The following is a 26,672-nucleotide window of genomic DNA, read 5'->3' as shown; positions in this document are numbered from 1 at the left end:
GTCTGTATAGAAAGAGTTCTAGATCAAGAGTACTCTATGATCCTTTTTCTTATTCGTACCGAAGTGATTCTATGGGGTCAAGTTTAGAGGCTTTGTAGGCGGGGTAATACCCAGAGACTAGCCCTACTGTAATACAGATGACCATGCCCACAATCATCCAAACCCAGGGAACAAAAAACTCGCCTTGACCGATCAAGATAGCAATTCCGTTCCCCATTAACACGCCCAGCACAATACCAGCAATACCGCCCAACACGCAAATCACAATGGCTTCAATCAGAAACTGCAGGCGTATTTGTTTGATGGTGGCCCCTAGGGCTTTCCGGATGCCTATTTCCCGGGTCCGTTCGGTTACACTAACCATCATGATGTTCATTAACCCGATGGAAGCTCCCAGCAAGGTAATGAAGCCTACTAGAAAGCCGCCTGTTTTCAGGTACCCCGTAATGTTGTTCAATTCCTGCTCCACCGAGTCGCTTCGGGTAATCTCAAAGGAGTCTTCCTGCCCCAGTCGGTCTTGCCGTACTTTACGCATGATCCCGGTTGCCTCTTCCATGGCAAACGCCAGGCTTGACCCATTCAGAATCGCCGATTTGATCTCGAAAGTCAGGGGATTTGGGGTAGGTATTTGAGTGGCTGCTTCTAAGGGAATGATGATGCGCCGGTTACTTCCGCCCCCACCCAAGCCGCCTCCCTGGCTTTTGATTTTGCCAATTACTTTGAAACGGCGGCCCATCAAGATCATGCTTTTGCCTTCAGGGCTTTGTTTCGGGAAAAGTTTTTCGGCGACTTCCTCACCAATGATGGCTACCGGGGCGCCGCTTTCAATCTCCAGGTTAGAGAAAGGACGGCCTAGCTCCAGGTCATAGTTCTCGTTCACCAGGTAATTCTCATCGCCGCCAATCACGCTCATGTTGGGGTTGGTTTTGATATTTCCGGCTTTCACAGACACATTTCCGCTCACCCAGGTAGACAGGCTCACCCGCGCTTTATCGGCCATCAACTCTTTGTATTGCCGGGCCTGGAACTCTGTGATGTTGGGGTACACTTTGGCTTGCCGCCCCCCGCTCATTCCGCCCCCTTCCCATTTTTTCTCAATATCAAAGGAATTGGCTCCCAAAGAAGAAAATGTGCTGGAAACGGAATACTTGATGCCTTCAATTGCCGTTAAAATACCTACCAAAGACATAATCCCGATGGAGATAATCAGGGCGGTGAGCACCGTGCGGAGCAAATTGCCTTTGATGGAGCGGAAACCTTCCTTTGTATTTTCTAAAAGATTCATGTTTTCTCTGTAGCCTGTACCGGTATAGGCTATGTGTCGTACAAATGACCTCTTTCTTACTGTTATAAAAGTAACGGTTTTCCTGTTTATTGCCCTATTTTCTTAAATTCGTTCCAAACTGATTATTAATGAAGACTTTGCACCGGATTTTCTTTCTTCTGCTGGTACTGCTGGGGGGGGCCACCTCTAGTTGGGCCTCCTACCTGCTCCTGCCTATGGACCAGAGCCAGAAGAACCACTTGAAAGCTTATGGTCTGGCGTATTGGGCGCTGCAGCGGCAAGTGGAAGTGGAGTGGCTTTTAAATTACAAGGGCGGCGCTTTTTCTATGAAACAGGTTAATGAGTTGGAGAACGAACTGGTGGTACGTGGCATCAGCTACCAGACCATCTCAGATGCGCAATATTCTCAGATTTTGAACGAGATAGCAGCCCCAGAGTCTAACATGGACGTGATGAAGCTGGAGAAAGCCCCCAAAATTGCGGTGTACTCCCCCAAATCAAAACAGCCCTGGGATGATGCCGTGACCTTGGTGCTCACCTATGCCGAGATCCCCTATGACATTATCTATGACCCCGAGATTCTGGAGGACAAGTTGCCCAAATATGATTGGCTGCACCTGCACCACGAGGATTTCACCGGTCAGCACGGCAAATTCTACACCGCCTTCCGGAACGCCCCTTGGTACATTGAGCAGAAACGCGAGGCCGAAGCCACCGCCAAGCGTTTTGGCTTTAGCAAGGTTCCGCAACTGAAAAGCGCCGTGGCCCAACGCGTGCGGGACTTCTGTGCCGGGGGCGGCTTTATGTTTGCCATGTGCTCAGCTACCGACACCTATGACATCGCTCTGGCCGCGGTAGGTCTGGACATCACCGAAAGCATGTTTGACGGCGACCCCTCTGATCCTCAAGCCCAGCAAAAGCTGAACTTCGGTAACACCTTTGCCTTCAAAGATTTTACCTTAATCAGAGATCCTTACCATCCCGAGTTCTCCAACATTGACAACTCTCAACTAGAGCGTGGCCTGCGCGAGAATAACGACTTCTTTCAACTCTTCACCTATTCGGCAAAATGGGACCCTATCCCTACCATGCTCACCCAAAACCATGTTAAAACCATTAAGGGCTTTATGGGCCTCACTACCGGATTCAAAAAACGCCTGATTAAATCTGAAGTGGTGGTGATGGGCGAAAACAAAGCCATTGACGAAGCCCGCTACATACACGGCACTTTCGGAAAAGGTACCTGGACCTTCTATGGCGGCCACGACCCTGAAGACTACCAACACTTTGTGGAAGAAGAACCAACCGACCTATCGCTTTATCCTAATTCACCCGGCTACCGGCTGATCCTGAATAACATCTTGTTCCCGGCCGCTAAGAAGAAAAAGCAGAAGACTTGATGAATAGTTGGTTGTTGATTGCTAATTGGTTTTAGTCAATTAGGTCTAACATAAAAGTCTGGGGCTGTTTAACGGTAGATTTTCAAAAATCTACCGTTAAACAGCCCCAGACTTTTACAATGAATATTTTTTAACTCAGCTTACCTTAATTCTAAAAAGCAATTTACAATCAGCAATTAACAACCAAGAATCAGTGAATCCGGTCGGGCCGGTGTTCTAGGTTAGCGATGATGTCTGCCTCAATCTCCAGAAGTTCCTGTAGGCGGGCATCTACCACTTCTTTGGGCATGTATTCTTTGGCTAGTTTCACAAAACTCACATAATGCCCAGCTTCGGAGACCATGAGTTCATAGTAGAACTTCTGCAGGTCTTCATCCTTTAGGTTTTTCCAGAGCAGCTTGAAGCGCTCACAGGAGCGGGCCTCAATGAGGGCGTTCACCAGAAGATGGTCCATGAGTTGGCGTTCCCGCTTGTCACCTTTCCGGATGTGCTTGCTTAGTTGCACCACGTACTCATCGGGTCGGTTACGGCCCAGTTCATAGCCCCTTTTCTTCAGTTCTTCCAAGACCCGCTCAAAGTGGCTCCACTCCTCAGCTACCAAGGCCGTCATCTCCTCTACCAGCTTTGTTTTATCTGGGTACTTCACAATAAGCGATATACCAGAGGTGGCGGCTTTCTGCTCACAGTAAGCATGATCTACCAGAATATCCTGGATGTTCATCTCGGCAATGTTCACCCAACGAGGATCAGTCGGCAATTGAAGTTTTAGGATGGATTTAGCCACGGGAATAGTGTTCGGGGTTAAAGTAAAAATCTGGTGCTAGCCATGTAGGTCTAAAAAGCAAGAGCTGTTTTCGGCGTGCTTTCCATAAAACACCCTGAAAACAGCTCAGCACAAAAGTAAGCGTTGAAACAATTCAAGCCATTACTTCACTAGGTTTATTAATCATAGAAGTTCCACTGCAAACCGAAGATAAAGCTGAACGGGTTGGCTACATAGTACGGAGTGGTAAAGTATCCTTGCTCCCAGCTTCTCACCACCGTATTGATGTTACTGAATTTCAGGAAAAAGTTAATGGTTTTGATATCCGTATTCAGGAAAACGTCCAAAGTGGGGTAACGGGTCACCAAAAACTCGTTCTGTAAATGGAACTGCTGGGTTACCGGCATATACCCTTCGGCATAATAATCAGAGTGCCAGTTTACCTCTACCCCCGCTTGCACATTGATGGCTCTTTTGAAAAGCGGCCCTTGCACGTAGGCTTTTGAGTTAACGTACCATTCCGGCATCCTGATCACGTCTTCCCCGTTCACCTTGTTGTAGTAAACGGTGTTATCAAAGACAAAAGACTTGACCCCAAATTTATAGCGCAGGCTAGCTTGCACCAGGTTGGTATTGCCAGCGGTTTGGGCCGGGGTTGCCCACCGGGCTCCACCTCGGTTGGTTGAGTCCTGGTAGTAAACGTAATTTCTTAGGTTGGTAAACTGAAGCTGCCCGTTCAGGTAATGGTTCTTGTAACCTGCCTCCAGGGTTGCCGCTGTTTGGTTCGCCTGGATGTTCTCAAAGTCATTATACCACTCAAAATGGTTGCTGATGAACACCCGCTGCAGAAGTGTAGGAGAATACGAGGTCCTGGTTTGGCGCAGGGTCAGGTACTTGTATCTGGCCTGGGCATTGAGGCGGTAATCTCCGCCCCCAATCTGGAACTCGGCATCAGTAGTGACATAGATGTCATTTTTAAGCCGGAACTGGGCATCACCGCCGATGAAGTTATCGGCAATGGACCTTTTTTCCCGGTCCACATAGTAAATGAGTTCGTCTTCCTGTCCCACCCGTGAAATCCTGTCTACTCCCTCTGAGGTCACTTCATAGGAACCGTCGCGCCGTTTCACATAGGCCCGGTACACAAACAGTTTGCCACTACCCATAACCCCAAACGTGTTTTCCATTTGTTTGAAGTAGGAATCGTCGTAGGTCCTGGTGGTGTCCCGCAGGGGTTTTTTCGGATAAAATTTCAGGGTCAGGACGTTCGGGCTGCCGGTACCCACCGTGTCATACGGTAACTGCTCGTCTGAGTAGAAGTTGTTCTGCGTATTAATGTCAATGGTATGGTACAACTGCAGCCCGGCACCCAGAAGTTTATACCATTGGGTGGCATGAAAATCATTCCGTTTCTCTTGCGTGGCGGCTTTCTGCAACCATACTGTTTCCTCTTTGTACTCAAACAGGCTGTCATATGTGTCGCCGCGTTCTGGTCTGACACCTCCGGTTTCAATCTGCTCGTGACTTGTTTGGCTGTAATTAGCCATTAAACGGTACCGGTCGTTTTTGCTGTAATAATGGGTAAAGGCCTGTATACCGTAGTGGCTCACAAAGGCGTCTCGGCCGGCGCCAATAGTACCTATTTGCCGCTCCGCCCCCAGGCGCTCATAACCAATGCCCACGTTCCAGTTAGCCGAAATATTACGGGTATGCTTCGCCCGGAAAATCTGCTCCCCCAGGCTCCCCTGCATATAGTTCAGGAACGTGAACGGCGATTTGGTGTCATAGTAGGCAATGGTAGCCGGGTTTACTGCATAAGGATCAAAGGCATTGCGCCCTAAACGGTTGCCCAGCTGCGTAGGCATCCGCCAGAAAAGAGGCTTGGAAGCGGTACCCACATTGCCCAAGTTTTGCTGCAAGGTGGTGTCATAGTACCAGTGCCGGAAGTTCTGCAGATTGGTGAGCGAAGTATCTATGCGCGACGGGGTAAGATTCCCCTTGAAGATATCTGCCTCATAGATCACGTTGGTGGTGGCAGACCCATAGATGGCCTTGGTAGAGTCATTCAGGATTTGCGCATGGGCCAGGGAGAAAGTACCCAGCCAAACCAGGAAAGCTGCAGCTAAAAATTTCTTATTAATCACGTTCAAAAGTATGAATTAAATCTGAACCCGCTTGAGGGACCCATGTTCTGATGACTTGGTCAAAAGATGGTTCCTGCGGGGCAAAGGCGTTGGTGATGGGCAAGTAGAAAACCGGCAAGTTGCTCCAGAGCGACTTGATTAGTGGCTCCTGCCATTTCACGGCATCTTTCTGCGTCATCAATATACTTACCCGAGGTTCTTGCAACGTTTGGTAAAAGGATACCACCTCCTCTACCCGCTCAGGCGTAATGGCGGCATGGTCGGGCCAATCAAAATGACGTACCAGGTCAAACCCTGATTCTAGCAAGTGCTCTACCAAAGGGTGGGCATTGGCAATACCAGTCACCAAAATCAACCTTTTCCCTAACGTCATAGACAAGCCAACTGATACAGCCGGGCCGTAGACTATTTGAGAGAAAAACACCTGGACTTTAGGTGCGATGTACTGGTTTACCTGACGGCGGATTATCTCCTGTTTTTCAGAAGATAGATCCGCTGGGCATTTAGTTACCACTACGGCATGGGCCCTACCTGCCCCGGTTCTGGGCTCACGCAATAATCCCATCGGGAGCAGGTAATCCTGGGTAAACAACCGGCTGTAATCGGTGAGCAACAGGTAAGAAGAAGCCTTTACGGATCTGTGCTGAAAAGCATCATCTAACAAGATGACCTCTAAATCTGGGAAGAGTTGCAACAGCAGCTGAATGCCTACGGATCTTATTTCGCAAACCGCCACCTTCACCTGCGGTAAACTTTGGGTATATTGAAAGGGCTCGTCACCTAATGTAGTAGCCGTTGCTTGTTCATCGGCGAGCACAAAGCCTTTGGTGGCCCTTTTATATCCACGGCTCAGGATGGCGATTTTTTGGGGTTGTAGAAGCCGGGCCAGGTATTCCACCTGGGGAGTCTTCCCGGTTCCGCCCACACTCAGGTTTCCCACGCAGATCACCGGAATGGGTGCCCGGTAGACCTGGAACACCTCTCGGTCGTATAAAAAATTACGCAGCCGCACAATGCCTCCGTACAACGCAGCGAACGGAAACAGAAGAGAACGAAGTACGGTGGGCTTAGCGGGCATAAGCTGCAAAAGTACACGATTTTTAACTTTCTTTGCCTTCAACGGCTTTAAACCTACAGAATGACGAAGATTAAAGAAGTAGTGCAGGTACTGGAGCGGTACGCCCCCCCAGCCTATCAGGAATCCTATGACAACGCCTTGCTCCAGGTGGGTGACCCGGAGACAACAGTTACCGGAGTTTTAGTCACCCTTGATTGCACCCTGGAAGTAGTGGAAGAAGCACTGGAGAGAGGATGTAACCTGATTGTAGCCCACCACCCCGTGATCTTTAAGCCTCTTAAAAGCCTGACCGGTAAAACCCCGGTAGAAAAAATCATCCTGAAGGCTTTACAGCACCAAATCGCCATTTTTGCCTGCCACACTAACCTTGACCACGTGCATAACGGGGTCAATGCCAAACTTTGTGAAAAGCTGGGCATTTTGAACCCCAAAATCCTTGCGCCTAAAACCCAGCTTCTGACCAAACTGGAAACCTACGTTCCCCTTGAGGACACCGAGAAGGTGCTGGATGCCCTTCACCAAGCCGGGGCCGGCCAAATTGGCGAGTACACCGACTGCAGCTTCAGGATTACCGGCACCGGCAGGTTTACGCCCTCGGCACAGGCCAATCCGCACATTGGGGAACCCTGCAAAACCGAGGAAACCATTGAAAACAAAATTGAGGTAGTTTTCCCCGCCTTTAAGCAGAACCAAGTCATGCGGGCCTTGCTGGCGTCACACCCGTATGAAGAGGTAGCCCATTACCTGGTATCGCTGCAAAACGAGAACCAGGAAGTAGGCGCCGGCATGGTAGGGGAACTGGAGGAAGCGCTTTCGGCTGAGGCCTTTGTTCAGCACGTAAAAGACAAGCTACAGATTAGCACCTTCCGGCACACAGCATGGCCTCAAAAACCCATCAAGAGGATTGCCGTCTGTGGTGGGGCAGGCAGTTTTCTGATCAGGCAAGCCAAAGCCGCTGGAGCTGATGTGTTCCTGACTGCTGATTTGAAATACCATGAGTTTTTTGAAGCCAACGGGCAAATGGCCTTGGTAGATGTAGGGCATTATGAAAGCGAAGTTTTCACCAAGGAGCTTTTTTATGATATACTTACCAAAACTTTTCCTAATTTTGCGGTTGATTTGTCCTATACCCACACAAATCCCGTTAGACACAGCTAAATATACATGGAAAGTACTGTAGCAAGTAAGTTAGATGCACTTCTAAGACTTCAGAGCTTAGATTCTCAATTGGACAAAATTCTACAAATTAGAGGCGATCTTCCTGAAGAGGTTCGTGACCTGGAAGATGAGATTGCCGGCTACCAAGTACGCGTGAGCAAATTTGATGATGAGATTGCCGAGTTGCAGCAAACCATTGCCAACCGCAAACAAGGTATCAAAGACGCCGAGAAACTGATCAAGAAATACGAGGAGCAACAGGAGAATGTGCGTAACAACCGCGAGTTTGACGCCATCACCAAAGAGGTTGAGCTTCAGAAACTGGAGATTCAGATCAACGAGAAAAAAATCCGCGAGGCTAATTTTCAGATAGAGCAAAAGAACCTGGAAATCCAGGAAACCAAAAACCGTTTAGAAGAGCGTCAGAAAGACCTGAACACCAAGAATGCAGAACTGCAGGTGATGGTGAACGAGAGCGAGGAAGACGAGCGCAAACTAAACGAGGAGAAGGAAGAAGCCATGAAGCACATTGAAGAGCGCCTTCTTTTCGCCTACAACCGGATCCGCAAAAACGTACGTAACGGCTTGGCCGTGGTAACGGTGAAGCGTGATGCCTGCGGCGGTTGCTTCAACACCGTTCCCCCGCAACGCCAGTCAGATATTGCCGCGCACAAGAAAATCACTGTTTGCGAGCACTGCGGCCGTATCTTAGCTGACGTAGAGCAAAAAGCTATCGCGTAAACAGACAAACTGGTTTATAAAGTAAAAGGATGGTGTGACAGCCATCCTTTTTTTGTGCCCAACAGTTTAGGTTTCCTTTCAGGAAAGTGCCCCAAGATCAGCTTTCCGTTTTTGCCCTTCTTTCCTAAAAACAGCTTCAAATCCGTGCCCTTGGATTGTGAGTCTCTGCGAAATGATTGGCTCCTTAAATCTGCTTATATTTGTCGGCTGTTTTACAAACCTACCATGCTTCACCTCACGTTGCCTTTTTCTCAACTACCCGTTTCTGATATCCAATGGAAACAGCAGGCGTTAACGTGGGCAGCACAGCACAACGAGGTGGTGGCGTACTATGAACCAAACCAAATTGGATACCGGCATGGCTCTTTTGAGAAGATGCTAGGCATGCACCGCCAAAAAAGCGAGGAGGATATTACCTCCTGGCATTCGTTGAGGAATGCGCTGAAGTTGGAAAGAAGCGTCCCATTGTTCGGCTTTCTGACTTATGACCTCAAGAATGGGTTAGAGCAACTTTACAGCCACCACCCGGATCAGATCGGTTTTCCGGAAATCTACTTCTTTCTACCCGAAACCTGGCTTATCTGGCAAAGTGATGGTGTTACCATCTTCTCCAGCACCGATGATCCGGCAACAATTGCCCGAGCTATAAATGACATTGAGGTTTCACGCTCTTTTTCTGAAAAAGGGATTGAAACCGTACCACGGGTCTCCAAGGAAGATTACCTGCGTACCGTTGAAAACCTTAGGCAGCATATTCTTGAAGGCGATGTGTACGAGGTGAATTATTGCCAGGAGTTCTATGCGGAAAACGTGACCTTAGATCCTTTGCCGCTCTTCTGGAAACTGAACCAGGCCTCTCCTACTCCTTTTGCAGGCTTTCTTAAACTCCAAGATCGTTACCTCTTGTGTGCCAGCCCAGAAAGGTTTTTGAAGAGAAAAGGAAACCAGCTTATCTCTCAGCCAATTAAAGGCACTATCCGGCGAGGCGCAACCCCTGAGCAAGATGAACAGCAGAAGCGGTTATTGGCCACAAGTGAGAAAGAGCAGGCCGAGAACATGATGATCGTTGACCTGGTCCGCAACGACTTAAACCGGGTAGCCCTTACCGGAACTGTTCAGGTAGAGGAGTTATTTGGCATGTACGGTTTCCAATATGTTTGGCAAATGATTTCCACGGTGACGGGCCAGGTAGAAGGCAAGGTGAATTCGGTAGAGATCCTTCAAGCCGCTTTTCCGATGGGCAGCATGACGGGTGCGCCTAAGATTAGGGCTTTGCAATTGATTGAGGAATACGAGAAAACCAAACGCGGCCTTTACTCGGGCTCACTGGGGTACTTCCTGCCCAATGGTGATTTTGATTTCAATGTTGTGATCCGGAGTCTGCAGTACAATGGACAGACAGGCTACCTGTCCTTTGAGGTTGGAAGTGCCATCACCTATGACTCAGACCCGGAGCAGGAATATCAGGAATGTCTTCTTAAAGCGGCAGCCATCAGGAAAGTATTGGAGAATTCATGAGCAGAATCCCTCGCTTGCACTATTCCTAAACGTATAGAATTCCTTTGGTCCTTTAAAGGCTATTTAGTTTTAAGACTGACTTTCTCAAAATAGGCTTTAAACATATAAAAATCCAGATATTTCCATTTGCCTCCTGAGAGTAGCTTCTTAAATATTCCTATTCGGCATCTTCTACAAAATATAATTATTTACAATATATTAGCGTCACAATTCTACGCGCTTTACCTAAACCCACCTTATACAACCCTTTATTAATTATTACATGAAAAAAAGTTCTACTCTTTTGGGGCTTGGCCTTGCCCTGTCAACTCTGTTAGGAGGTTGTGCGTCTTCCTATAAGTCTATTCGTCCTGAAACGCTTCAGTACAGCTTTAAAGAAACGTCAGCAGAGGATAATCTAAGTCTTTCCTATGTGTATGACGGCCTTTCTCTGCGGGGCAACAAGAAATACGTAAAGCGCGAACTGAAAAATGCCATCAAAGTGGTGGCTGTGAAAATCGAAAACAACTCGGCTTCCAAAATCTCGGTGGGGCAGGAATGCCGCTTTATGATGGGAGATCGTGTTCTCATGCCCATGGAACCAGAGTTGGCCGCAAAACTCATTAAACAGCCCGTTCCTATTTACCTGTTGTATGCACTACTTAACTTCTCTGTAGGCGGCACCCAGGATCCTTCTGGTAATGTAAGCGGAGCTACCTTCATCCCTACCGGTCCTTTCATTGCAGGTGGTAACATGATTGTGGCCAGTTCCGCCAATGCCAACATGCGCAAAGAATTGGTAGGAAATAACATCATGGCCAAGACAATTGAACCCGGCCAAACGGCTTATGGGATCCTTTGCCTGAGAGAAGCCACCAGCGGCCCTCTGAAGGTTGTGCTGCAAAAGGTCACCTCCAGCAAATAAGCAATCCAAATAAAAACTCCTACTTTCTTTTAAGCGCCTGTTTCTTAAGAAGCAGGCGCTTTTGTGTTAAAAAATAATCTGCCATTCTGTCATAAGCACATGAATATACTTACATTTGTGTTTTAAAGAAATTGCTATGCACGCACCCATCCTGGATTTAGACTTTATTGATAACCGCACGCCAGAGCAAGCCGCCGCGTGCGATACCAAAGTAACCACTGATTCAAACACCGGACGTCAGCGTAAACTCTATATTGAAAGCTACGGCTGCCAGATGAATTTCTCTGACAGTGAGATCGTTTCCTCAATTCTATTTGAAGCCGGTTTTGACACCACTTCTGAAGTGAACAACGCAGACCTGGTGTTATTGAATACATGCTCTATCCGGGAGAAGGCCGAACAAACGGTGCGCCATCGGTTAACCCAATTGCAGCACCTGAAGCGGAAGAAGCCGGGGTTGGTAGTGGGTGTGCTAGGTTGTATGGCCGAGCGTCTTAAGAAAAACCTGCTGGAAGAAGAGAAAATGGTAGACCTGGTGGTGGGCCCGGATGCGTACCGTGACCTCCCTTCACTCATCAACGAGGTTGACGGCGGACAGAAAGCAGTGAACGTGCTTCTTTCCCGTGAGGAAACTTACGCCGATATTAATCCCATTAGGTTGAACAGCAACGGCGTAAGTGCCTTTGTTTCCATCATGCGCGGCTGTGACAACATGTGCTCTTTCTGCGTGGTGCCCTTTACCAGGGGCCGTGAGCGGAGCCGTGATGCCCACTCTATTGTACGCGAAACCCAGGAACTGGTGAATCAAAGCTACAAAGAAGTGACTTTATTAGGTCAGAACGTGGACTCATACAAATGGGCTTCTGAAGACGGTACCGAGCGGGTGAACTTCGCCCAGTTACTGGAAATGGTAGCCCTCATCAGCCCAGACCTGCGGGTACGGTTCTCCACCTCCCACCCCAAAGACATCACAGATGACGTGTTGTACACTATGAAGAAGTACGACAACATCTGCAAGTACATCCATTTACCGGCCCAAAGCGGAAACTCACGGGTGTTGGAGTTGATGAACCGTACCTATGACCGTGCCTGGTATATGGAGCGCGTAGATGCCATCCGCCGGATTTTAGGAGAGGACTGTGGTATTTCCACCGATATGATTGCCGGTTTCTGCTCTGAAACCGAAGAAGAACACCAAGACACGCTGTCACTGATTGACTATGTGCAGTATGACTACGCCTACATGTTCTTTTACTCTGAGCGTCCGGGCACCTTGGCGGCCCGTAAACTGGAAGATGATATTCCGTTGGAAACCAAAAAGCGTAGGCTACAGGAAATCATTGACAAGCAGCGCCATTACTCACACGTGCGTAACCTAATGGCTGTAGGCCAGGTGCAAAAAGTATTGGTAGAGAACTTCTCCAAGCGCTCAGATGAGATGCTCAGCGGCCGCAACGACCAGAACAAGGTGGTGATCTTCCCTAAGATGCATTTCAAGAAGGGCGACTACGTAGACGTGCTCATCACCGACTGCTCAGTTGGCACTTTGTTTGGGGAGCCGGTACTTTAATCTGAAAATTTGTAATGGAGGAGATATAAAAAAAATCTCCTCCATGGCTTTTCAACAGCATTCCCAAATCTTCACCTTTTCACACCTACAAATTGAACGCATGCGCGATATTGAAATACAATCTGTGAAGCAGCGGTTTGGCATCATCGGGAACTCGCCTTTGCTGAACTATGCCATCCAGGTGGCGGTGCAGGTGGCTCCTACCGATATGACTGTCCTGATTACCGGGGAAAGCGGAAGCGGGAAAGAATCTTTCTCTAAGATCATTCACCACTTGAGCCCCCGCAAACACGGTCAGTTCATTGCCATCAACTGCGGCGCTATTCCAGAAGGGACTATTGATTCTGAGTTGTTCGGGCACGAGAAAGGCTCTTTCACCGGGGCCGCCGAAGCCCGTAAAGGCTACTTTGAGGTCACTAACGGCGGAACCATCTTTTTGGATGAGATTGGCGAAATGCCGCTGGGAACGCAGGCCCGTTTACTGCGCGTGCTAGAGAACGGCGAGTTTATTAAGGTGGGTTCCTCAAAAGTGCAGAAAACTGATGTGCGGGTGGTAGCTGCCACCAACGTAAACCTGATGCAGGCGGTGGAGCGCGGGCAGTTCCGCGAGGACCTTTACTATCGTCTGAACACCGTTCCTATCAACGTACCACCTTTACGCGAACGCGGGGAAGACACTCATCTCCTGTTCCGTAAATTTGCCAGCGACTTCTCTGAAAGATACCATGTGAAGCCCATTACCCTGCAACCCGATGCGGTACAGGAGCTATTGCGCTATCGGTTTCCGGGTAACATCCGGCAGTTGAAAAACATTGTGGAGCAGATCTCCGTGTTGGAATACGACCGCGAAATCAGCGGGGCTACCCTGCGCAAGTACCTGCCGCACGAACAGCAAAACCAATTACCGGCTTTATTCCACCCCAATGCCCCCGCAGACGTCGCTGGCGGGATCTCTGAACGCGACCTGCTTTACAAAGTTCTTTTTGACATGCGCAAAGACATGAACGACCTGAAGCAGGTGGTTTTTGACCTCTTGTCGCACCAACAGGAAGACGCGGAACTTCTGAAAGCCAACCGGCATTTGTTTGAAGAGATGCGGCCCATTGATCCGCAACCCGTGTACAGGGCACCCGACCGGCGCGACGGATACATGCTTTCCGTGGAAGAGCCCGAGGAATACGAGGATAAAGTGGAAGACATCTCCCATGAAACCGAAGAAGAAAGTCTTTCTTTGGAGCACAAGGAAAAGGAAATGATCTTGAAAGCGTTAAAGAAACACGGGAACAAACGCAAGTATGCCGCGAAGGACCTGGGTATTTCTGAACGCACGCTTTACCGCAAACTAAAACAATACGACCTTGAAGACTTATAAACCCTTAACGTACCTGCTCCTGCTCTGCCTTCCGTTATTTTTGGGCGGTTGTTATTCCTTCTCTGGCGTGAACCTGTCGCCCGAGGTGAAAACTATTTCCATCACCAACTTCAGTAACGCTGCGGGCCAGGGACCTTCTAACTTACAGCAGTTTGTCACTGAAGACTTCAAAGATTACTTTCAACGAAACACCACCTTACGTATTCTTCCGCAGGCAGGGGATTTGCAGATTGAAGGTCAGATCATGAGCTACACCTTTAGTCCGGCGGCAATCCAGCGTAGCACAACGACCGCGGGTAGCAACACCGGGTTAGACCAGGCGGGAGCCAACCGCCTGACTATTGTGATCCAGATCAACTATACAGACACAAAAAATCCGGCAAACAACTTTGACCAAAGTTTTTCCGGGTTTGCTGACTTTCCTCCTACCCTGGATATCAACCAGATAAACCAATCGCAGATCAGGCAAATCACAGAACGCATTATTTACAGCGTTTTTACCAAAACGGTAGCGAATTGGTAAGTATCTTTGCAGAACTAAAAGGCACTGGAAACAATCTTTTCAGTGCCTTTCTCCTGTGATTCCTTTTTAACTAGTAATTTGTATTTGCCAGGTCCATGACAAGGCAAACCAGCGTTCTATGAACAAAGCGGCGTTTCTTAATATTGTACGGCAGGTTGCCCCCATTCAAGACCAGGAAGTTGAAGACCTGGAGCGTCTGGTGGTGTCTTTTCCGTATTGCCAGACTGCCCATGTTCTGTTGGCCAAAGCGGCCCATGATCGCGGGAGCATGCTTTCCACTCAAAAACTTAGGAGGGCCGCCGCCCACGTCTCTAACCGACAGCTTTTAAAACAATTAGTGTACGCTCCTCCTGCTGTAGAGGAGGTGGTATTGGAGGAAGCGGAAGCAGTTAATATTTCAGCACCAGCTTCTCCCTCTGTTTTAGCACCCGTTTTAGCAGAAGAGCCCCAAAACGGATTCAATGAAGAGTTTCTACCTGAAGAGGCAAACCTTGTAGTTCAGGAACTTGAAACTGAAAAGGAAGAAGCCTTTAGAATACCAGAAGCAGAAGCAATAGATTCTTCTGAAGTCGAACCAGAAGAAACCGTTGAATCTTCTATTCCAGTTGAAGCGGAAGAGCCTGCCTTCAATTTTTCCGAAGAAGTAACTGTAGACGAACTTCCAGGAGAGACAAACTTGGAGGCGGTTATTAATGAAGGATCAATTCAGGAAGAATCGTTTAACTATATTGAAGAACAGGTAGTTGCTTCTAAAACACATGAACCTGTTCTTGAGGAAGCACCAGCGAATAGCTTAGATGCCCCTTCCACAGAGGAGGAGGAAGAACTTCAGGAAGACGTAACTTTATCAGAAGAAGACGACAACCTGGATGAGCTGCTGGAATTAATTCAGATTAGCAGTTTAACGTCTTACAGTGCGCCTACACCCAGCATTGATCTTTCACATGATGAAATCCATCCAGAGTCTAGCTCTTTAATTGACCTTGATTCTGTGGAGGAGCCAGCCATTGATTTCGAGAAAGTGGCGGAGCGGTTGTCTTCTCCAAAGTCTGAACAAGGCAATAGTCTGGAGTTAGCTGAAACGGAGGATCAAGAAGTTAGTGCATACCTGGAGATTGCTAAGCTAGACTCCCTGTATGACACCTCTGGCTATGAGTTCCCTACCCTGAAACTGCCGGAAGTAGTACAGGGCGTGACTTCTCCAAATGAGGCGGATCAGGATCCTTACCTTTCTATCTTTACCCAGAACAACCTGGCCTATTGGATGGGCTCTAGCCGGTTGGGGGAAAGCATTCAGCTGAAAGACGACCTGACCACTGCTACTCCTTACTTTTTCCAGCCAGAGCTTATTCTGGAACATGTAAAAGAGAAAAGCGCTCCGACTCCTACGCCTGAGGTAAGCCCGGCCGCCAAACTAGACCAACAGCTGGACATTATCAACCAGTTTCTGAAAAACACGCCTAAACGCAAGACGCTGGCTAATGCCCAACTGAACAACGAGCCCCAGGAAGACCTGTCGGCTAAAAGTTCAAAGATCAAGAAAACCCTTGTGTCTGAAAACCTTGCCCTCATCTTCATCAAACAGGGAAAAGGCAAGAAGGCCATCAAAATTTATGAACAACTTATAGTGAAGATTCCCGAAAAAAAGAGTTACTTTGCCGAACAAATTGATAAATTAAGAAACGAATAGTCCAATTATGTACATTGCTCTGATCAGCGTTATTATTTTCCTGTGCGTGCTGTTGGTTTTGGTGGTATTATCCCAAAACTCCAAAGGAGGCGGATTATCCAGCCAGTTTGGCGGCGGTGGCACCAGCCAGTTAATGGGCGTTAAACGCACCGGCGACCTTCTTGAGAAGTTGACCTGGGGTTTCGCGATCGGTATTATTGTATTGACCTTGGCTTCCCATACTATTGTAAATGACGGTGCAGGCGCAGATAACCGCACCATCAACGAGCAACGCGCGGGTCAGGCCGCTCCGGCCCCTGCCCCTGCTGCCCCAGCTCTTCCACAGCAAAACGCTGCTCCGGGCGCTGCCACACCAGCACCGGCTGCCACACCTGCTGCTGGAGACTCAGCAAATCAGTAATCAAAGCCGATACTGAACAACCCTTTATTGGAGTCCGGTCTTTTCTAGACCGGACTCTTTTTTTTCTGCCGCTTTAAAGGCTTTTTTGGCAAAAGCGCCCCAAAATGAAATTTCGTCATTTTTTACCTGACAAAATTTTAGCCCAAGGTAAGCCGCCTGTCAGTCTCCTTGCCTACTTCTTTGGGTAAAAACTGACAAAAAGTGGCAAGTTTGGCAGAAAAGAGGAGTTGGCACAGGAATCGCTAATAGGCATTGCGTCATGGGAGGTAAAACTCCCAGCATATTCGTTAACTTAACCTAATATCATAACAAACCTATGGCATTAAACATCAAACCAATTGCTGGAACTGCTAACAGAGTAATTGTAGAGCCAGCTCCTGCGGAAGAAAAAACTGCATCTGGATTGTACATCCCAGACACTGCCAAAGAAAAACCACAGAAAGGTACGGTAGTAGCGGTATCAACCGAAGACGGAGAAGGCAAAAAGCCAACAGTAAAAACTGGCGATGAGGTTCTTTATGGTAAATATGCGGGCACCGAGATTTCTTTAGAAGGATCAGATTACCTGATCATGAAAGAATCAGACATCCTGGCCGTTCTTTAATCATCCCTTTTAATTCACATCAACAACCATAATCTATTACAAGAAACTATGGCATCTAAAAACATCACTTTCGACATTGACGCCCGCAATAAGATTAAAAAAGGCGTGGACACTTTGGCGAATGCCGTGAAAGTAACTTTAGGCCCTAAAGGCCGCAACGTAATCATCGACAAAAAATTTGGTGCTCCTAGCATCACCAAAGACGGTGTAACAGTTGCCAAAGAAATTGAATTGAAAGACGCCGTAGAGAACATGGGCGCTCAACTGGTGAAAGAAGTAGCTTCCAAAACTGCTGACATGGCTGGTGACGGTACTACTACTGCCACTGTATTGGCTCAGGCTATTTACACTGCCGGTTCTAAAAACGTAGCAGCAGGTGCCAACCCAATGGACCTGAAGCGCGGTATTGACAAAGCCGTTCACAAAGTGGTTGAGAACCTGAAAGCTCAATCTAAGAAAATCGAGAACTCTTCTGAAATTGCCCAGGTAGGTACTATCTCTGCCAACAACGACAGCGAAATCGGTCAGATGATTGCTGATGCGATGGACAAAGTTGGTAAAGACGGTGTGATCACGGTAGAAGAGGCAAAAGGTACTGAGACTGAAGTGAAAACTGTAGAAGGTATGCAGTTTGACCGCGGTTACCTGTCTCCTTACTTCGTGACCAACCCAGAGAAAATGGAAGCTGAGTTTGAGAACGCTTTCATTTTGATCTATGACAAGAAGGTTTCTACCATGAAAGAATTGCTTCCGGTATTGGAGCAAGTGGTACAAACTGGTAAAGCGTTGGTGATCATTTCTGAGGATGTTGACGGCGAAGCCCTTGCTACCCTGGTAGTAAACAAACTGCGTGGATCCTTAAAAATTGCTGCTGTGAAGGCGCCAGGTTTCGGTGACCGCAGAAAAGCTATGTTAGAAGACATCGCCATCCTGACTGGTGGTACAGTGATCTCCGAAGAGCGTGGTTACAAATTAGATAACGCTACTTTGGACTACTTAGGCCAGGCTGAGCGTATCATCATTGACAAAGACAACACGACTATCGTGAATGGTCGTGGTGAAAAAGACGGCATCACTGCTCGTGTGAATGAGATCAAAGCTCAGATTGAGAAAACTACTTCTGACTACGACAAAGAGAAACTGCAAGAGCGTTTGGCTAAATTGTCTGGCGGAGTTGCTATCCTTTACATTGGTGCCTCTACCGAGGTTGAAATGAAAGAGAAGAAAGACCGCGTGGATGATGCCTTGCACGCTACTAGAGCTGCCGTTGAAGAAGGTATCGTTGCTGGTGGCGGCGTTGCCCTTATCCGCGCTCTGGATGCTCTGGAAGATGTTGATACTCGCAACGAAGATGAGAAAACCGGTGTGCAGATTATCCGCACTGCCTTGGAAGCTCCTTTGAGAACCATCGTGGCAAACGCTGGTGGCGAAGGTTCAGTGATTGTAAACGAAGTACGTGCTGGTAAAGCTGACTACGGTTACAACGCCCGTGATGACAAGTTCGAGAACATGTTCGCGGCTGGTATCATTGACCCAACTAAAGTAACTCGTCTTGCATTGGAGAACGCTGCTTCAGTAGCTGCCTTGTTGCTGACTACTGAGTGCGTGATCGCAGATGAGCCGGAAGAAGCTGGTGCTGCAGCCGGTGGCGGAATGCCAGGTGGCATGGGCGGCATGGGTGGCATGATGTAATCTGCTCTCAAAACACGCTTAAATATAAAAAGGCCCCGGTAGGTACCGGGGCCTTTTCTTTTATAAACTTGTTTATTGGCTAGTTTAAAGAAAAAGCACGCAAATCAGCCACTACTTCAGGACTTTGATCTTAATCTTGATTTCGTGCGGTGCGGTCTCATCTCCCCCGAAATAAGGATACAATTGATAGCCTACTCCCTCTCCGTTGCAACCGCGCGCATGCTCAATCGTCTTCTCTCCTACTTTATAGACGTACTTAGAATCAGTTAGGTTCAGCTCACAGGTGTAGGTTTTCTTCAGGTCAATGGCGGAGATGAAGGACGAGGTATTTTTGCCGCCGCTGTACGAGTAAGCGTGCAACTCTAAGCGGCTGTTATACCAGCGCCACCCGAACCGGGCACTGTTTTGGTGATGGAACGTACCGCAGTCAGACATGCCGTAAAGTTTGTTGATGTCGGCTTGATTTGAGGGATCCTTGGTGGAGTAAATGGCGGTTGAATCAAACTTCACCTCAAACTTAAGCGAATTCGTTTTTAATCCTTGGAAGGGGTTAGTGGTTTCATGGGCGCCAGAATTAATCAGGTAGGTAACTCCTTCTTCTATTACGGGTTCGCTTGGTTTTACATCATCTTTTACAACTTCACAGGACAAAAACAGGAAGGGCATTGCTACTAGCAATCGTACTTTTTTAATAAAGGGTTTCATGGATTTAGATTAGAATTAGCAATTTATGCATATTCCTTTTCCCCTAAAACTCTATTCTTTAACTAAATACAGATTCAATAAAAGTTAAAATGCAATACAGGAAAGATTATAAAGCATCGGGCTCATAGCATAGATTGTATAAATCTTCCATCGTTCCGTTAAACACATTAAGATCCAGGTTGCCTTTCACACCTTTCAACTTCCCGGTCTCCGTATGTTGCCAGAAAGCCCATTTTCTGTCTGCCAACTGGTGACTTTTATCGGGGTTATAATGGGCAATCCATAACGGGTAATCGTCAAAATACCCTTCCAGATGTTCTTTGTAGAAAGCATAATTGGTGTAGATGATGGGTTTGAGGTTGTACTCCTCCTCTACCATGTCTAGCCAAAGCTGCACACCAGCCCGTATCTCTTCATCAGACTGGTGGTTGGTAACTTCTACATCAATCACGGGTGGCAAATCACCCGCTTCCAGTTTCACCTTTTTCAAGAAGCTTTTAGCCTGCAATTCAGGGTCACGGGCCGGGAGGAAGAAATGGTAGGCTCCCCTTAGCACATCATGTTTCTTGGCTTGGCGCCAGTGCCGGGCAAAGAATCTATCACTATGGGTGATCCCCTCCGTAGCTTTGATGAATGCGAATTTAATCTTCTGGGCTTTTACCGCTTTCCAATCTATCTGCCGCTGGTGGTGGGAAATATCCAAGCCTTTCACCTCGTATCCGGCGGGGCTGAAGGTGGAGACGGTGTTGGTCTGGGTTGCCTCTTCTACTTTATGCCGTAGGAAAGCCAATCTTCCACCTTCCTTGAAGTATTCAATGGCCAGGCACAAAACCAGGAAAGCCCCTATTCCTAAAGACAAGGGTTTCCACCAGGTGCCTTGGGCAGCAGGTTTCTTGCGGGAAGCATTTCCGGTACGTTTGCGTGTGGCCACAGACCTAACTTAAATATCCAACGGTAGCTGCGGTGACAGCTTTTTCAACTCTCTACAAATTTACCAATTTTTTAAGACCCTTTGGCGCTAAAACAAAAAAGCCCCTGCCAACAGATGGGCAGAGGCTTTCCTTTGTAAAGCAGGGCAGATTAAGTAATGCCGTGCATTTTCTTTTTCAGGGTTCCGTTCAAACCTAACATAACCAGACCTGCCAGCATAGGCAGAATGGTGAAAATTAGGAAGAAGACGGTGATGGAATAGTTCTCAATGATCGGGTCAATGAAGCTACCGGTTAAACCAGCTAGGTAGTTGGCCACGAAGTTCGCAATAAACCAGATCCCGAACATCAGCCCCACCAATCTAGGAGGCGATAACTTACTCACGTAAGACAAGCCCACCGGTGAGATGCACAGTTCACCCATGGTATGGAAAAAGTAGGCTAAAATCAACCAGATCATGCTCACCGAAGCGGTTTTGGCACCCTGCGGAATGGAAAGCCCGCCATAGGCCAGAATCCCGAAACCAAGTCCTAAAAGGAAAAGACCAATGGCGAATTTCACCGGACCTGATGGGTTGTAACGGCTTTCCCAGATTTTAGAGAAGATTGGCGCACAGGAGATAATAAAGAAAGAGTTCAGGATCTGGAACCAGGAAGCAGGTACTTCGGTGGCATCTGAAGTGAATTCTCTTCTCAACATCCAGATGATGATACCCCAGATAATCACAAAGCTCAAGCCCAGAAACAGGTTAGAGAAAGGAATGTTCTTGTACGTCTGTCTGAACAGATTGCCTAAAACAGCGGTTAAAATCATCATAGGCACTACCACCAGAATAGCATTGGCCCACTTAAAAATAATACCGCTGCTGCCTACCAGTACCCGGTTAGTATAATCCGCCGCAAAGATGGTCATGGAACCACCTGCCTGCTCAAACGCCATCCAGAAGAAGATCACAAAGAAAGCCAGTACTGAGATCACAATGATTCTGTCTCTCACCACGTGTGCAGGCTCCTCGGCGGCTTTCACCTCGGTTTCAGCGCTGGTGGCTACCTGGTTTTTAGTTGCCAAGCCTATGTTTCCGAACAACTTCTTGGAGAAGGCAAACTGCAGCATGCCAAACAGCATGAAGATACCTGCCAGACCAAAGCCCCAGCTCCAGCCCACTTTCTCGCCAATGTACCCGCAAAGCAGAATTCCTAAGAAAGCACCTGAGTTGATCCCCATGTAGAAGATGGTATAGGCAGCATCTTTTTTTCCAGGGTTCTTGGTGTACAATTGCCCTACCATAGAGGAGATATTAGGTTTGAACAACCCATTTCCTAAGATGATGAGCCCAAGGCCCACGTAGAAGAAGAACACGGTTTCCATGGCCATGCTGGCGTGGCCCAGTGTCATCAATAAAGCCCCGAGGATGATAGACATACGATACCCCAGGAATTTATCGGCGATGTAGCCCCCAATGATGGGCGTTAAGTAAACCAGACCGGTGTAGATACCATAAAGACGCAAGGCCTCGTCCCGTTCCCAGGCCCAGCCGCCGTTGGCCACTGTTGAGGTTAGAAAAAGAACGAAAAGCGCGCGCATTCCATAATAGCTGAAACGCTCCCACATCTCAGTGAAGAACAGAACGAAAAGCCCAGGGGGGTGACCGCTTTCCAGTTCTACCGGATGCTCTCCGTAGGGAATATTGTGCTTACTGACTTGGTCATTAAGCGGATGAACTCTTTGGGACATAGATGAATAATTAAGATGTTGTTTGTTTTAGAACGCGTAGGTTTCCTATAAAAGGTAAATATACCACTATAGCCTTACAAGGACAAACCCCAAGAAGCACAGCAGATATCATTCCAAGAAAGTTCAGCAAAAAGGCTAACATTCGTTAGTTTTTTTATAAATTTGAAAATCGAATTTCTAAATCATTCTTCCATTTTGAAAAAATAAAAAATAAAGCTTCCTTTATGAAAGAATTTGGCAAAAAGTCAGGCATCATGGATTTATCAGGGGTTGGTATTGTTCAAGCGAAAGAAATTCTCTGGAACCTTTCGCCCGCGGAGTTGGTGGAAGAAGCTCTGAAGAACGGCGAGGGCTATCTGACCGACAACGGCGCTTTGATGTGCGACACCGGTACTTTCACCGGCCGCTCCCCCAAAGACCGCTTTATTGTGCGTGATGCCGAAACAGAGCAATCTGTTTGGTGGGGCGATGTCAATATTGCCTTTGACCCAGCCAAATTTGAGGCACTTTACCAGAAGATGCTAACGCATCTGCAAGGCTGTAAATTATACGTACGTGATGCCTATGCCGGTGCCCATCCAGAGTACCGCCTGAACCTACGGATTGTGAACACCCAGGCCTGGCACAACTTGTTTTGCCACAACATGTTCCTTCGCCTCACCGAAGAAGAACTTGAACAGCATATCCCTGATTTCACCTTCATCAACGTCCCTGAGTTTTTAGCCGATCCAGCCGTAGATGGTACCCGCCAAAGCAACTTCGCCATCATCAACTTCAGCCGCAAAATGATCTTGTTGGGCGGCACAGGATATGCCGGTGAAATGAAGAAAGGCATTTTCTCGGTGTTGAATTACCTGCTGCCGCATACCCGCAACACCCTTTCCATGCACTGCTCGGCCAACGTAGGCAAAGACGGAGACACCGCCATTTTCTTCGGGTTGTCTGGAACCGGCAAAACCACCCTTTCGGCCGACCCGAACCGTGGTTTGATTGGTGACGATGAGCACGGCTGGACCGAGGACAGCGTCTTCAATTTTGAAGGCGGTTGCTACGCCAAAGTAATTGACCTTACCCGTGAGAAAGAACCACAGATCTGGGATGCCATCCGTTTTGGAGCCATTGTGGAGAATACACGCTTTAAACCCGGCACCCGCACCGTTGACTATACAAACAACTCCGTTACCGAGAACACCCGCACGGCCTACCCCATTCACCACATTGACAATGCGGTAGAACCATCACGGGCCGATATACCTAAAAATATCTTCTTTTTGACCGCCGATGCTTTTGGCGTATTGCCCCCCATCTCGCGGTTAAACAAATGCCAGGCAATGTACCACTTCATCTCGGGCTATACCGCCAAAGTAGCCGGAACTGAAGTAGGTGTGACCGAACCCCAAACTACCTTTTCAGCCTGCTTCGGGGCGGCGTTCCTGCCCTTGCACCCAACTACCTACGCCGAGATGCTTGGGAAGAAGATGACCGAGAACAACGTGAATGTTTGGTTGGTGAACACCGGCTGGACTGGGGGCGTGTACGGCGTGGGTTCCCGCATGAAACTAAGCTACACCCGCGCTATGATCACGGCCGCCCTGAACGGAGACTTACAGGACGTTGCCTTCACCAAGCATCCGGTGTTTGGGGTGGAGATGCCGGCCTCCTGCCCGAACGTGCCCGCAGACATCCTGAATCCTCGCAACACCTGGGCCGACAAAGATGCCTACGACCACAAAGCCCATGACCTGGCGAAAGCCTTTATCAAGAACTTTAACAAGTACGCTGATTACGCGAACGAAGAAATTTTGGCGGGCGCCCCAGAGGTAGCCGTGGAAGCCTAAGACTTTTAATTATTTCCTTCACCTAATAAAGCCGTCCATCTTATGGATGGCTTTTTTTATGGCAATGGTCTGCATGACCGTTTTTGCCGTATTTTTGGAAAAACAGCTTTAAACGGAACATCCATGCATCTCTTCTTCACCCCTGACTTACAACCCACAGACACGACTTACACCCTCTCAGAAGAAGAGTCAAAACACTGCTCTCGGGTACTTAGGCTAGGCCAGGGAGACCCCGTCACCTTGATTGACGGCAGAGGAGGCTTGTTTGAAGCGGAGATTGCAGAAGCTAATCCTAAAAAAACCAAAATCAGCATCTTACAGCATCACTCAGAGTACCAAAAGCGGGGTTACAGAATTCATATTGCAGTGGCGCCCACCAAAAATATGGACCGGACGGAGTGGTTCGTGGAGAAGGCCGTGGAGATGGGCATTGACGAGATTACCTTCCTGCAATGCGCCCGTTCTGAGCGCAAGAACCTCAACCTGGATCGCTTGGAGAAAATTGCCATTAGTGCCATGAAGCAATCCATGAAAGCGTACCTGCCTACCCTACATGAACTAACCCGCTATACTGATTTTATAAATAAATCTTCAACAGGACAGCGATACATTGCCCACTTGGTGGAAGGTCAGGAAAGGCACTCTCTGGCCAAAAGCATTTCGGGCGAAGATACGTACACCATCTTAATTGGCCCGGAGGGTGATTTCAGTCCGGAGGAAGTAGCCCAGGCCATACAAGCTGGATATAAACCAGTTACTTTAGGCCAAAGCCGTTTAAGGACAGAGACCGCTGCCTTGGCCGCTTGCCATACCATTCACGTACTTTTAGACGTTTAACTTTCAAGCTTCTTTTCTGAAAACCATGCATAAACGGCTTCTTCTTTGGCTGCTTCTTATAGTAGTAAGTACCAGTGCTGCCTTGGCCCAGCGCCCAAGTTTCCGAATTGCCCGTCTCAAGTACGGTGGCGGCGGGGACTGGTACGCCAATAAAACCTCGTTGCCCAACCTTATCTCCTTCTGCAACCGTGAGTTGAAAGCTAACATCGCGCCACAGGAAGAAACGGTGGAACCCGGTAGCCCCGAGTTGCTGGATTATCCGTTCGTACACATGACAGGACACGGCAATGTGGTCTTCACTGAGGCTGAGGTCCAGAACCTACGTAAGTATCTTACCGGTGGCGGTTTTCTCCACATTGACGACAACTATGGTTTAGACAAATTCGCCCGCCGCGAAATGAAGAAAGTCTTTCCTGAACTAGATTTTATTGAATTGCCTTTCAACCACCCGGTCTATCATCAGAAGTTTGATTTCCCCCGAGGTTTGCCTAAAATCCACGAGCACGACAACAAGCCTCCGCAAGGCTTCGGGATCATCTACCAGGGACGCCTGGTTTGCTTTTACTCCTATGAATGTGACTTGGGCAACGGATGGGAAGATCAATCAGTCCACAATGATCCTATTGAAAAACACCAAGCCGCTTTGCGGATGGGAGCCAACCTGATTTCCTATGCCTTAACCAACTTTTAGTCTTTGATTAACAAGCCAGTTAGGAGCTACACTTTAAGGCTTGAATTAGATACTTCAAAAGCACTTTTTGAATAAAGCGAAAGGGTTAGCTGTTTTATAACAGCTAACCCTTTCCTCTATCTATTTACTCTTACCCTTGTACTCCTTGTACTCCCTGTGTTAGCCCTGCCTTCACCCACGAAGCTACGGTGACGGTGCGCCTTGCCTGGTGCTCTACGGCCCCACGGGCGTCCGGTGAAATGCTTCCGTCCTGACCTACAGTAACGCTGGTACCGTACGGGTTACCTCCTGCCGGGAAGAGGGATTGATCGGTGTAACCCGGTGCAGCGATGATGGCTCCCCAATGGTACATGGTGGTGTACAGAGCTAAGGTGGTAGCCTCTTGTCCTCCGTGTGGGTTTTGGGCGGTGGTCATCGCGCTCACCACTTTGTTTGCCAATTTACCATGGAACCACAAGCCACCGGTACTGTCCAGAAACTCTTTTAACTGGGCAGGAACGTTTCCGTATCGGGTTGGCATACTGAAGATGATGGCATCCGCCCACTCCAAATCATCCAGGGAGACTACCGGTACATCTTTTACAGCCTCAGTATGTGCTTTCCAGGCCGGGTTCCTTTCTATAGCTTCTGGTGGAGCCAGCTCCTTTACTCTTAAAATTTTAACTTCGGCACCAGCCGCTCTGGCACTTTCCGCCGCCCATTGTGAGAGCTGGTAATTGGTACCCGTCGCGCTGTAATAGATTACCGCTAGATTTACGTTTGCCATAGTTTTATATAAATGGTTAGAAAACGAGAAAGCACATCTCCATCCCCCTGACAAGTCTTCAGGAAGTGGTCGTCTTCTATACGAGGTTATGTACCTACAGTTATTTAGAGATAGGTTTTAAATTGGTCATATTCTTTAAGTTGCCGACTTTCCTTGACATTGATCCCGGGTAGGATGAACACTTATAGCCTTTATGGGGTTAGGCTTTCTAAGTCAGAATTTTTGTCAAATCATTATTACAAAGGGAGCTTTGAAGAGCGAGTTAAGATTTTGGGTAAGGAAATACGGGATTCTTTAAGTCCATTTTTAAGAAATCAGCTCAAAAGCAA

The 26,672-nt window shown here is 48.0% G+C and carries 23 protein-coding genes; 15 read left to right on the top strand and 8 right to left on the bottom strand.

From position 1 onward, the window contains the following. Positions 1-49: 49 nt before the first annotated feature. Positions 50-1,285, bottom strand: coding sequence for an ABC transporter permease (locus ACW9SV_RS11780; protein WP_479556963.1), 1,236 nt, complete (start codon positions 1,283-1,285; stop codon positions 50-52). Between the two features lie 128 nt (positions 1,286-1,413). Here ACW9SV_RS11780 and ACW9SV_RS11775 point away from each other — a divergent pair, with 128 nt between their 5' ends. Then, a complete protein-coding gene (locus ACW9SV_RS11775) occupies positions 1,414-2,685 on the top strand; it encodes an asparagine synthetase B (protein WP_479556962.1) in 1,272 nt (423 codons plus the stop codon). Between the two features lie 190 nt (positions 2,686-2,875). Here ACW9SV_RS11775 and ACW9SV_RS11770 read toward each other — a convergent pair whose 3' ends face one another. From ACW9SV_RS11770 to lpxK, 3 genes are all read right to left on the bottom strand, one after another. Beyond that, a complete protein-coding gene (locus ACW9SV_RS11770; RefSeq protein ID WP_479556961.1) occupies positions 2,876-3,469 on the bottom strand; it encodes a MiaE family protein in 594 nt (197 codons plus the stop codon). Positions 3,470-3,627: 158 nt separating this feature from the next. Next, the gene (locus ACW9SV_RS11765; RefSeq protein ID WP_479556960.1) at positions 3,628-5,592 is read right to left on the bottom strand and encodes a putative porin; all 1,965 of its coding nucleotides are present in this window, start codon (positions 5,590-5,592) and stop codon (positions 3,628-3,630) included. Further along, complete coding sequence (gene lpxK, locus ACW9SV_RS11760; RefSeq protein ID WP_479556959.1) at positions 5,585-6,670, bottom strand: tetraacyldisaccharide 4'-kinase; 1,086 nt, start codon at positions 6,668-6,670, stop codon at positions 5,585-5,587. The genes ACW9SV_RS11765 and lpxK overlap by 8 nt, the downstream gene beginning before the upstream one ends. A gap of 60 nt (positions 6,671-6,730) precedes the next feature. Between lpxK and ACW9SV_RS11755 the strand changes: the two genes are divergently transcribed. The 11 genes from ACW9SV_RS11755 to groL all read left to right on the top strand — a co-directional run bounded on the left by ACW9SV_RS11755 (position 6,731) and on the right by groL (position 18,842). Continuing rightward, the gene (locus ACW9SV_RS11755) at positions 6,731-7,828 is read left to right on the top strand and encodes a Nif3-like dinuclear metal center hexameric protein (RefSeq protein ID WP_479556958.1); all 1,098 of its coding nucleotides are present in this window, start codon (positions 6,731-6,733) and stop codon (positions 7,826-7,828) included. A 6-nt stretch (positions 7,829-7,834) separates the two neighbouring features. After that, a complete protein-coding gene (locus ACW9SV_RS11750; protein WP_479556957.1) occupies positions 7,835-8,569 on the top strand; it encodes a zinc ribbon domain-containing protein in 735 nt (244 codons plus the stop codon). Between the two features lie 225 nt (positions 8,570-8,794). Beyond that, complete coding sequence (gene pabB, locus ACW9SV_RS11745; protein WP_479556956.1) at positions 8,795-10,087, top strand: aminodeoxychorismate synthase component I; 1,293 nt, start codon at positions 8,795-8,797, stop codon at positions 10,085-10,087. A 262-nt stretch (positions 10,088-10,349) separates the two neighbouring features. Beyond that, on the top strand, positions 10,350-10,991 hold the full coding sequence (locus tag ACW9SV_RS11740; RefSeq protein ID WP_479556955.1) for a hypothetical protein: 642 nt from the start codon (positions 10,350-10,352) through the stop codon (positions 10,989-10,991). Positions 10,992-11,127: 136 nt separating this feature from the next. Continuing rightward, positions 11,128-12,561, top strand: coding sequence for a tRNA (N6-isopentenyl adenosine(37)-C2)-methylthiotransferase MiaB (miaB, locus tag ACW9SV_RS11735; RefSeq protein WP_479556954.1), 1,434 nt, complete (start codon positions 11,128-11,130; stop codon positions 12,559-12,561). Positions 12,562-12,661: 100 nt separating this feature from the next. Then, positions 12,662-13,933 carry a sigma-54 interaction domain-containing protein gene (locus ACW9SV_RS11730; protein WP_479557383.1) on the top strand — a complete coding sequence of 424 codons (1,272 nt, stop codon included), beginning with the start codon at positions 12,662-12,664 and terminating at the stop codon, positions 13,931-13,933. Then, positions 13,920-14,456, top strand: a complete 537-nt coding sequence (lptE, locus tag ACW9SV_RS11725; protein WP_479556953.1) for an LPS assembly lipoprotein LptE — start codon at positions 13,920-13,922, stop codon at positions 14,454-14,456. Before ACW9SV_RS11730 ends, lptE begins: the two co-directional genes overlap by 14 nt. A gap of 118 nt (positions 14,457-14,574) precedes the next feature. Continuing rightward, the gene (locus ACW9SV_RS11720) at positions 14,575-16,146 is read left to right on the top strand and encodes a hypothetical protein (protein WP_479556952.1); all 1,572 of its coding nucleotides are present in this window, start codon (positions 14,575-14,577) and stop codon (positions 16,144-16,146) included. A 7-nt stretch (positions 16,147-16,153) separates the two neighbouring features. Beyond that, entirely contained in the window at positions 16,154-16,546 is a 393-nt protein-coding gene (gene secG / locus ACW9SV_RS11715; protein ID WP_479556951.1) for a preprotein translocase subunit SecG, read from the top strand. A 316-nt stretch (positions 16,547-16,862) separates the two neighbouring features. Next, the gene (locus tag ACW9SV_RS11710) at positions 16,863-17,150 is read left to right on the top strand and encodes a co-chaperone GroES (RefSeq protein WP_479556950.1); all 288 of its coding nucleotides are present in this window, start codon (positions 16,863-16,865) and stop codon (positions 17,148-17,150) included. 48 nt (positions 17,151-17,198) lie between these two features. Then, complete coding sequence (gene groL, locus ACW9SV_RS11705) at positions 17,199-18,842, top strand: chaperonin GroEL (protein ID WP_479556949.1); 1,644 nt, start codon at positions 17,199-17,201, stop codon at positions 18,840-18,842. A 111-nt stretch (positions 18,843-18,953) separates the two neighbouring features. Here the strand turns inward: groL and ACW9SV_RS11700 are convergent, their stop codons facing one another. The 3 genes from ACW9SV_RS11700 to ACW9SV_RS11690 form a co-directional block, all read right to left on the bottom strand. Continuing rightward, complete coding sequence (locus tag ACW9SV_RS11700) at positions 18,954-19,547, bottom strand: hypothetical protein (protein WP_479556948.1); 594 nt, start codon at positions 19,545-19,547, stop codon at positions 18,954-18,956. A 106-nt stretch (positions 19,548-19,653) separates the two neighbouring features. Then, positions 19,654-20,478 (bottom strand): glycoside hydrolase family 25 protein, encoded by an 825-nt coding sequence (locus ACW9SV_RS11695; RefSeq protein WP_479556947.1) that lies wholly within the window; start codon positions 20,476-20,478, stop codon positions 19,654-19,656. Between the two features lie 149 nt (positions 20,479-20,627). Then, positions 20,628-22,211, bottom strand: a complete 1,584-nt coding sequence (locus tag ACW9SV_RS11690) for a peptide MFS transporter (RefSeq protein WP_479556946.1) — start codon at positions 22,209-22,211, stop codon at positions 20,628-20,630. A gap of 224 nt (positions 22,212-22,435) precedes the next feature. Between ACW9SV_RS11690 and pckA the strand changes: the two genes are divergently transcribed. The 3 genes from pckA to ACW9SV_RS11675 all read left to right on the top strand — a co-directional run bounded on the left by pckA (position 22,436) and on the right by ACW9SV_RS11675 (position 25,577). Then, on the top strand, positions 22,436-24,049 hold the full coding sequence (gene pckA, locus ACW9SV_RS11685) for a phosphoenolpyruvate carboxykinase (ATP) (protein WP_479556945.1): 1,614 nt from the start codon (positions 22,436-22,438) through the stop codon (positions 24,047-24,049). A 123-nt stretch (positions 24,050-24,172) separates the two neighbouring features. Then, the gene (locus ACW9SV_RS11680) at positions 24,173-24,886 is read left to right on the top strand and encodes a 16S rRNA (uracil(1498)-N(3))-methyltransferase (RefSeq protein ID WP_479556944.1); all 714 of its coding nucleotides are present in this window, start codon (positions 24,173-24,175) and stop codon (positions 24,884-24,886) included. Between the two features lie 25 nt (positions 24,887-24,911). Further along, the gene (locus ACW9SV_RS11675; protein WP_479556943.1) at positions 24,912-25,577 is read left to right on the top strand and encodes a DUF4159 domain-containing protein; all 666 of its coding nucleotides are present in this window, start codon (positions 24,912-24,914) and stop codon (positions 25,575-25,577) included. A 130-nt stretch (positions 25,578-25,707) separates the two neighbouring features. Here ACW9SV_RS11675 and wrbA read toward each other — a convergent pair whose 3' ends face one another. Continuing rightward, the gene (gene wrbA / locus ACW9SV_RS11670; protein WP_479556942.1) at positions 25,708-26,343 is read right to left on the bottom strand and encodes an NAD(P)H:quinone oxidoreductase type IV; all 636 of its coding nucleotides are present in this window, start codon (positions 26,341-26,343) and stop codon (positions 25,708-25,710) included. Positions 26,344-26,672: the final 329 nt, after the last annotated feature.

The organism is Rufibacter sp. JT20002 (genome assembly GCF_056491185.1).
The sequence above is the reverse complement of the archived record's forward strand: the minus strand, read 5'-3'. Positions and strand labels throughout refer to the sequence as shown.

Coding starts and splice junctions, on each gene's coding strand:
- ACW9SV_RS11780 (WP_479556963.1), bottom strand. CDS start 1,285: ATGAATCTTTTAGAAAATACAAAGGAAGGTTTCCGCTCCATCAAAGGC.
- ACW9SV_RS11775 (WP_479556962.1), top strand. CDS start 1,414: ATGAAGACTTTGCACCGGATTTTCTTTCTTCTGCTGGTACTGCTGGGG.
- lpxK (WP_479556959.1), bottom strand. CDS start 6,670: ATGCCCGCTAAGCCCACCGTACTTCGTTCTCTTCTGTTTCCGTTCGCT.
- ACW9SV_RS11755 (WP_479556958.1), top strand. CDS start 6,731: ATGACGAAGATTAAAGAAGTAGTGCAGGTACTGGAGCGGTACGCCCCC.
- ACW9SV_RS11750 (WP_479556957.1), top strand. CDS start 7,835: ATGGAAAGTACTGTAGCAAGTAAGTTAGATGCACTTCTAAGACTTCAG.
- pabB (WP_479556956.1), top strand. CDS start 8,795: ATGCTTCACCTCACGTTGCCTTTTTCTCAACTACCCGTTTCTGATATC.
- ACW9SV_RS11740 (WP_479556955.1), top strand. CDS start 10,350: ATGAAAAAAAGTTCTACTCTTTTGGGGCTTGGCCTTGCCCTGTCAACT.
- miaB (WP_479556954.1), top strand. CDS start 11,128: ATGCACGCACCCATCCTGGATTTAGACTTTATTGATAACCGCACGCCA.
- ACW9SV_RS11730 (WP_479557383.1), top strand. CDS start 12,662: ATGCGCGATATTGAAATACAATCTGTGAAGCAGCGGTTTGGCATCATC.
- ACW9SV_RS11720 (WP_479556952.1), top strand. CDS start 14,575: ATGAACAAAGCGGCGTTTCTTAATATTGTACGGCAGGTTGCCCCCATT.
- secG (WP_479556951.1), top strand. CDS start 16,154: ATGTACATTGCTCTGATCAGCGTTATTATTTTCCTGTGCGTGCTGTTG.
- ACW9SV_RS11710 (WP_479556950.1), top strand. CDS start 16,863: ATGGCATTAAACATCAAACCAATTGCTGGAACTGCTAACAGAGTAATT.
- groL (WP_479556949.1), top strand. CDS start 17,199: ATGGCATCTAAAAACATCACTTTCGACATTGACGCCCGCAATAAGATT.
- ACW9SV_RS11700 (WP_479556948.1), bottom strand. CDS start 19,547: ATGAAACCCTTTATTAAAAAAGTACGATTGCTAGTAGCAATGCCCTTC.
- ACW9SV_RS11690 (WP_479556946.1), bottom strand. CDS start 22,211: ATGTCCCAAAGAGTTCATCCGCTTAATGACCAAGTCAGTAAGCACAAT.
- pckA (WP_479556945.1), top strand. CDS start 22,436: ATGAAAGAATTTGGCAAAAAGTCAGGCATCATGGATTTATCAGGGGTT.
- ACW9SV_RS11680 (WP_479556944.1), top strand. CDS start 24,173: ATGCATCTCTTCTTCACCCCTGACTTACAACCCACAGACACGACTTAC.
- ACW9SV_RS11675 (WP_479556943.1), top strand. CDS start 24,912: ATGCATAAACGGCTTCTTCTTTGGCTGCTTCTTATAGTAGTAAGTACC.
- wrbA (WP_479556942.1), bottom strand. CDS start 26,343: ATGGCAAACGTAAATCTAGCGGTAATCTATTACAGCGCGACGGGTACC.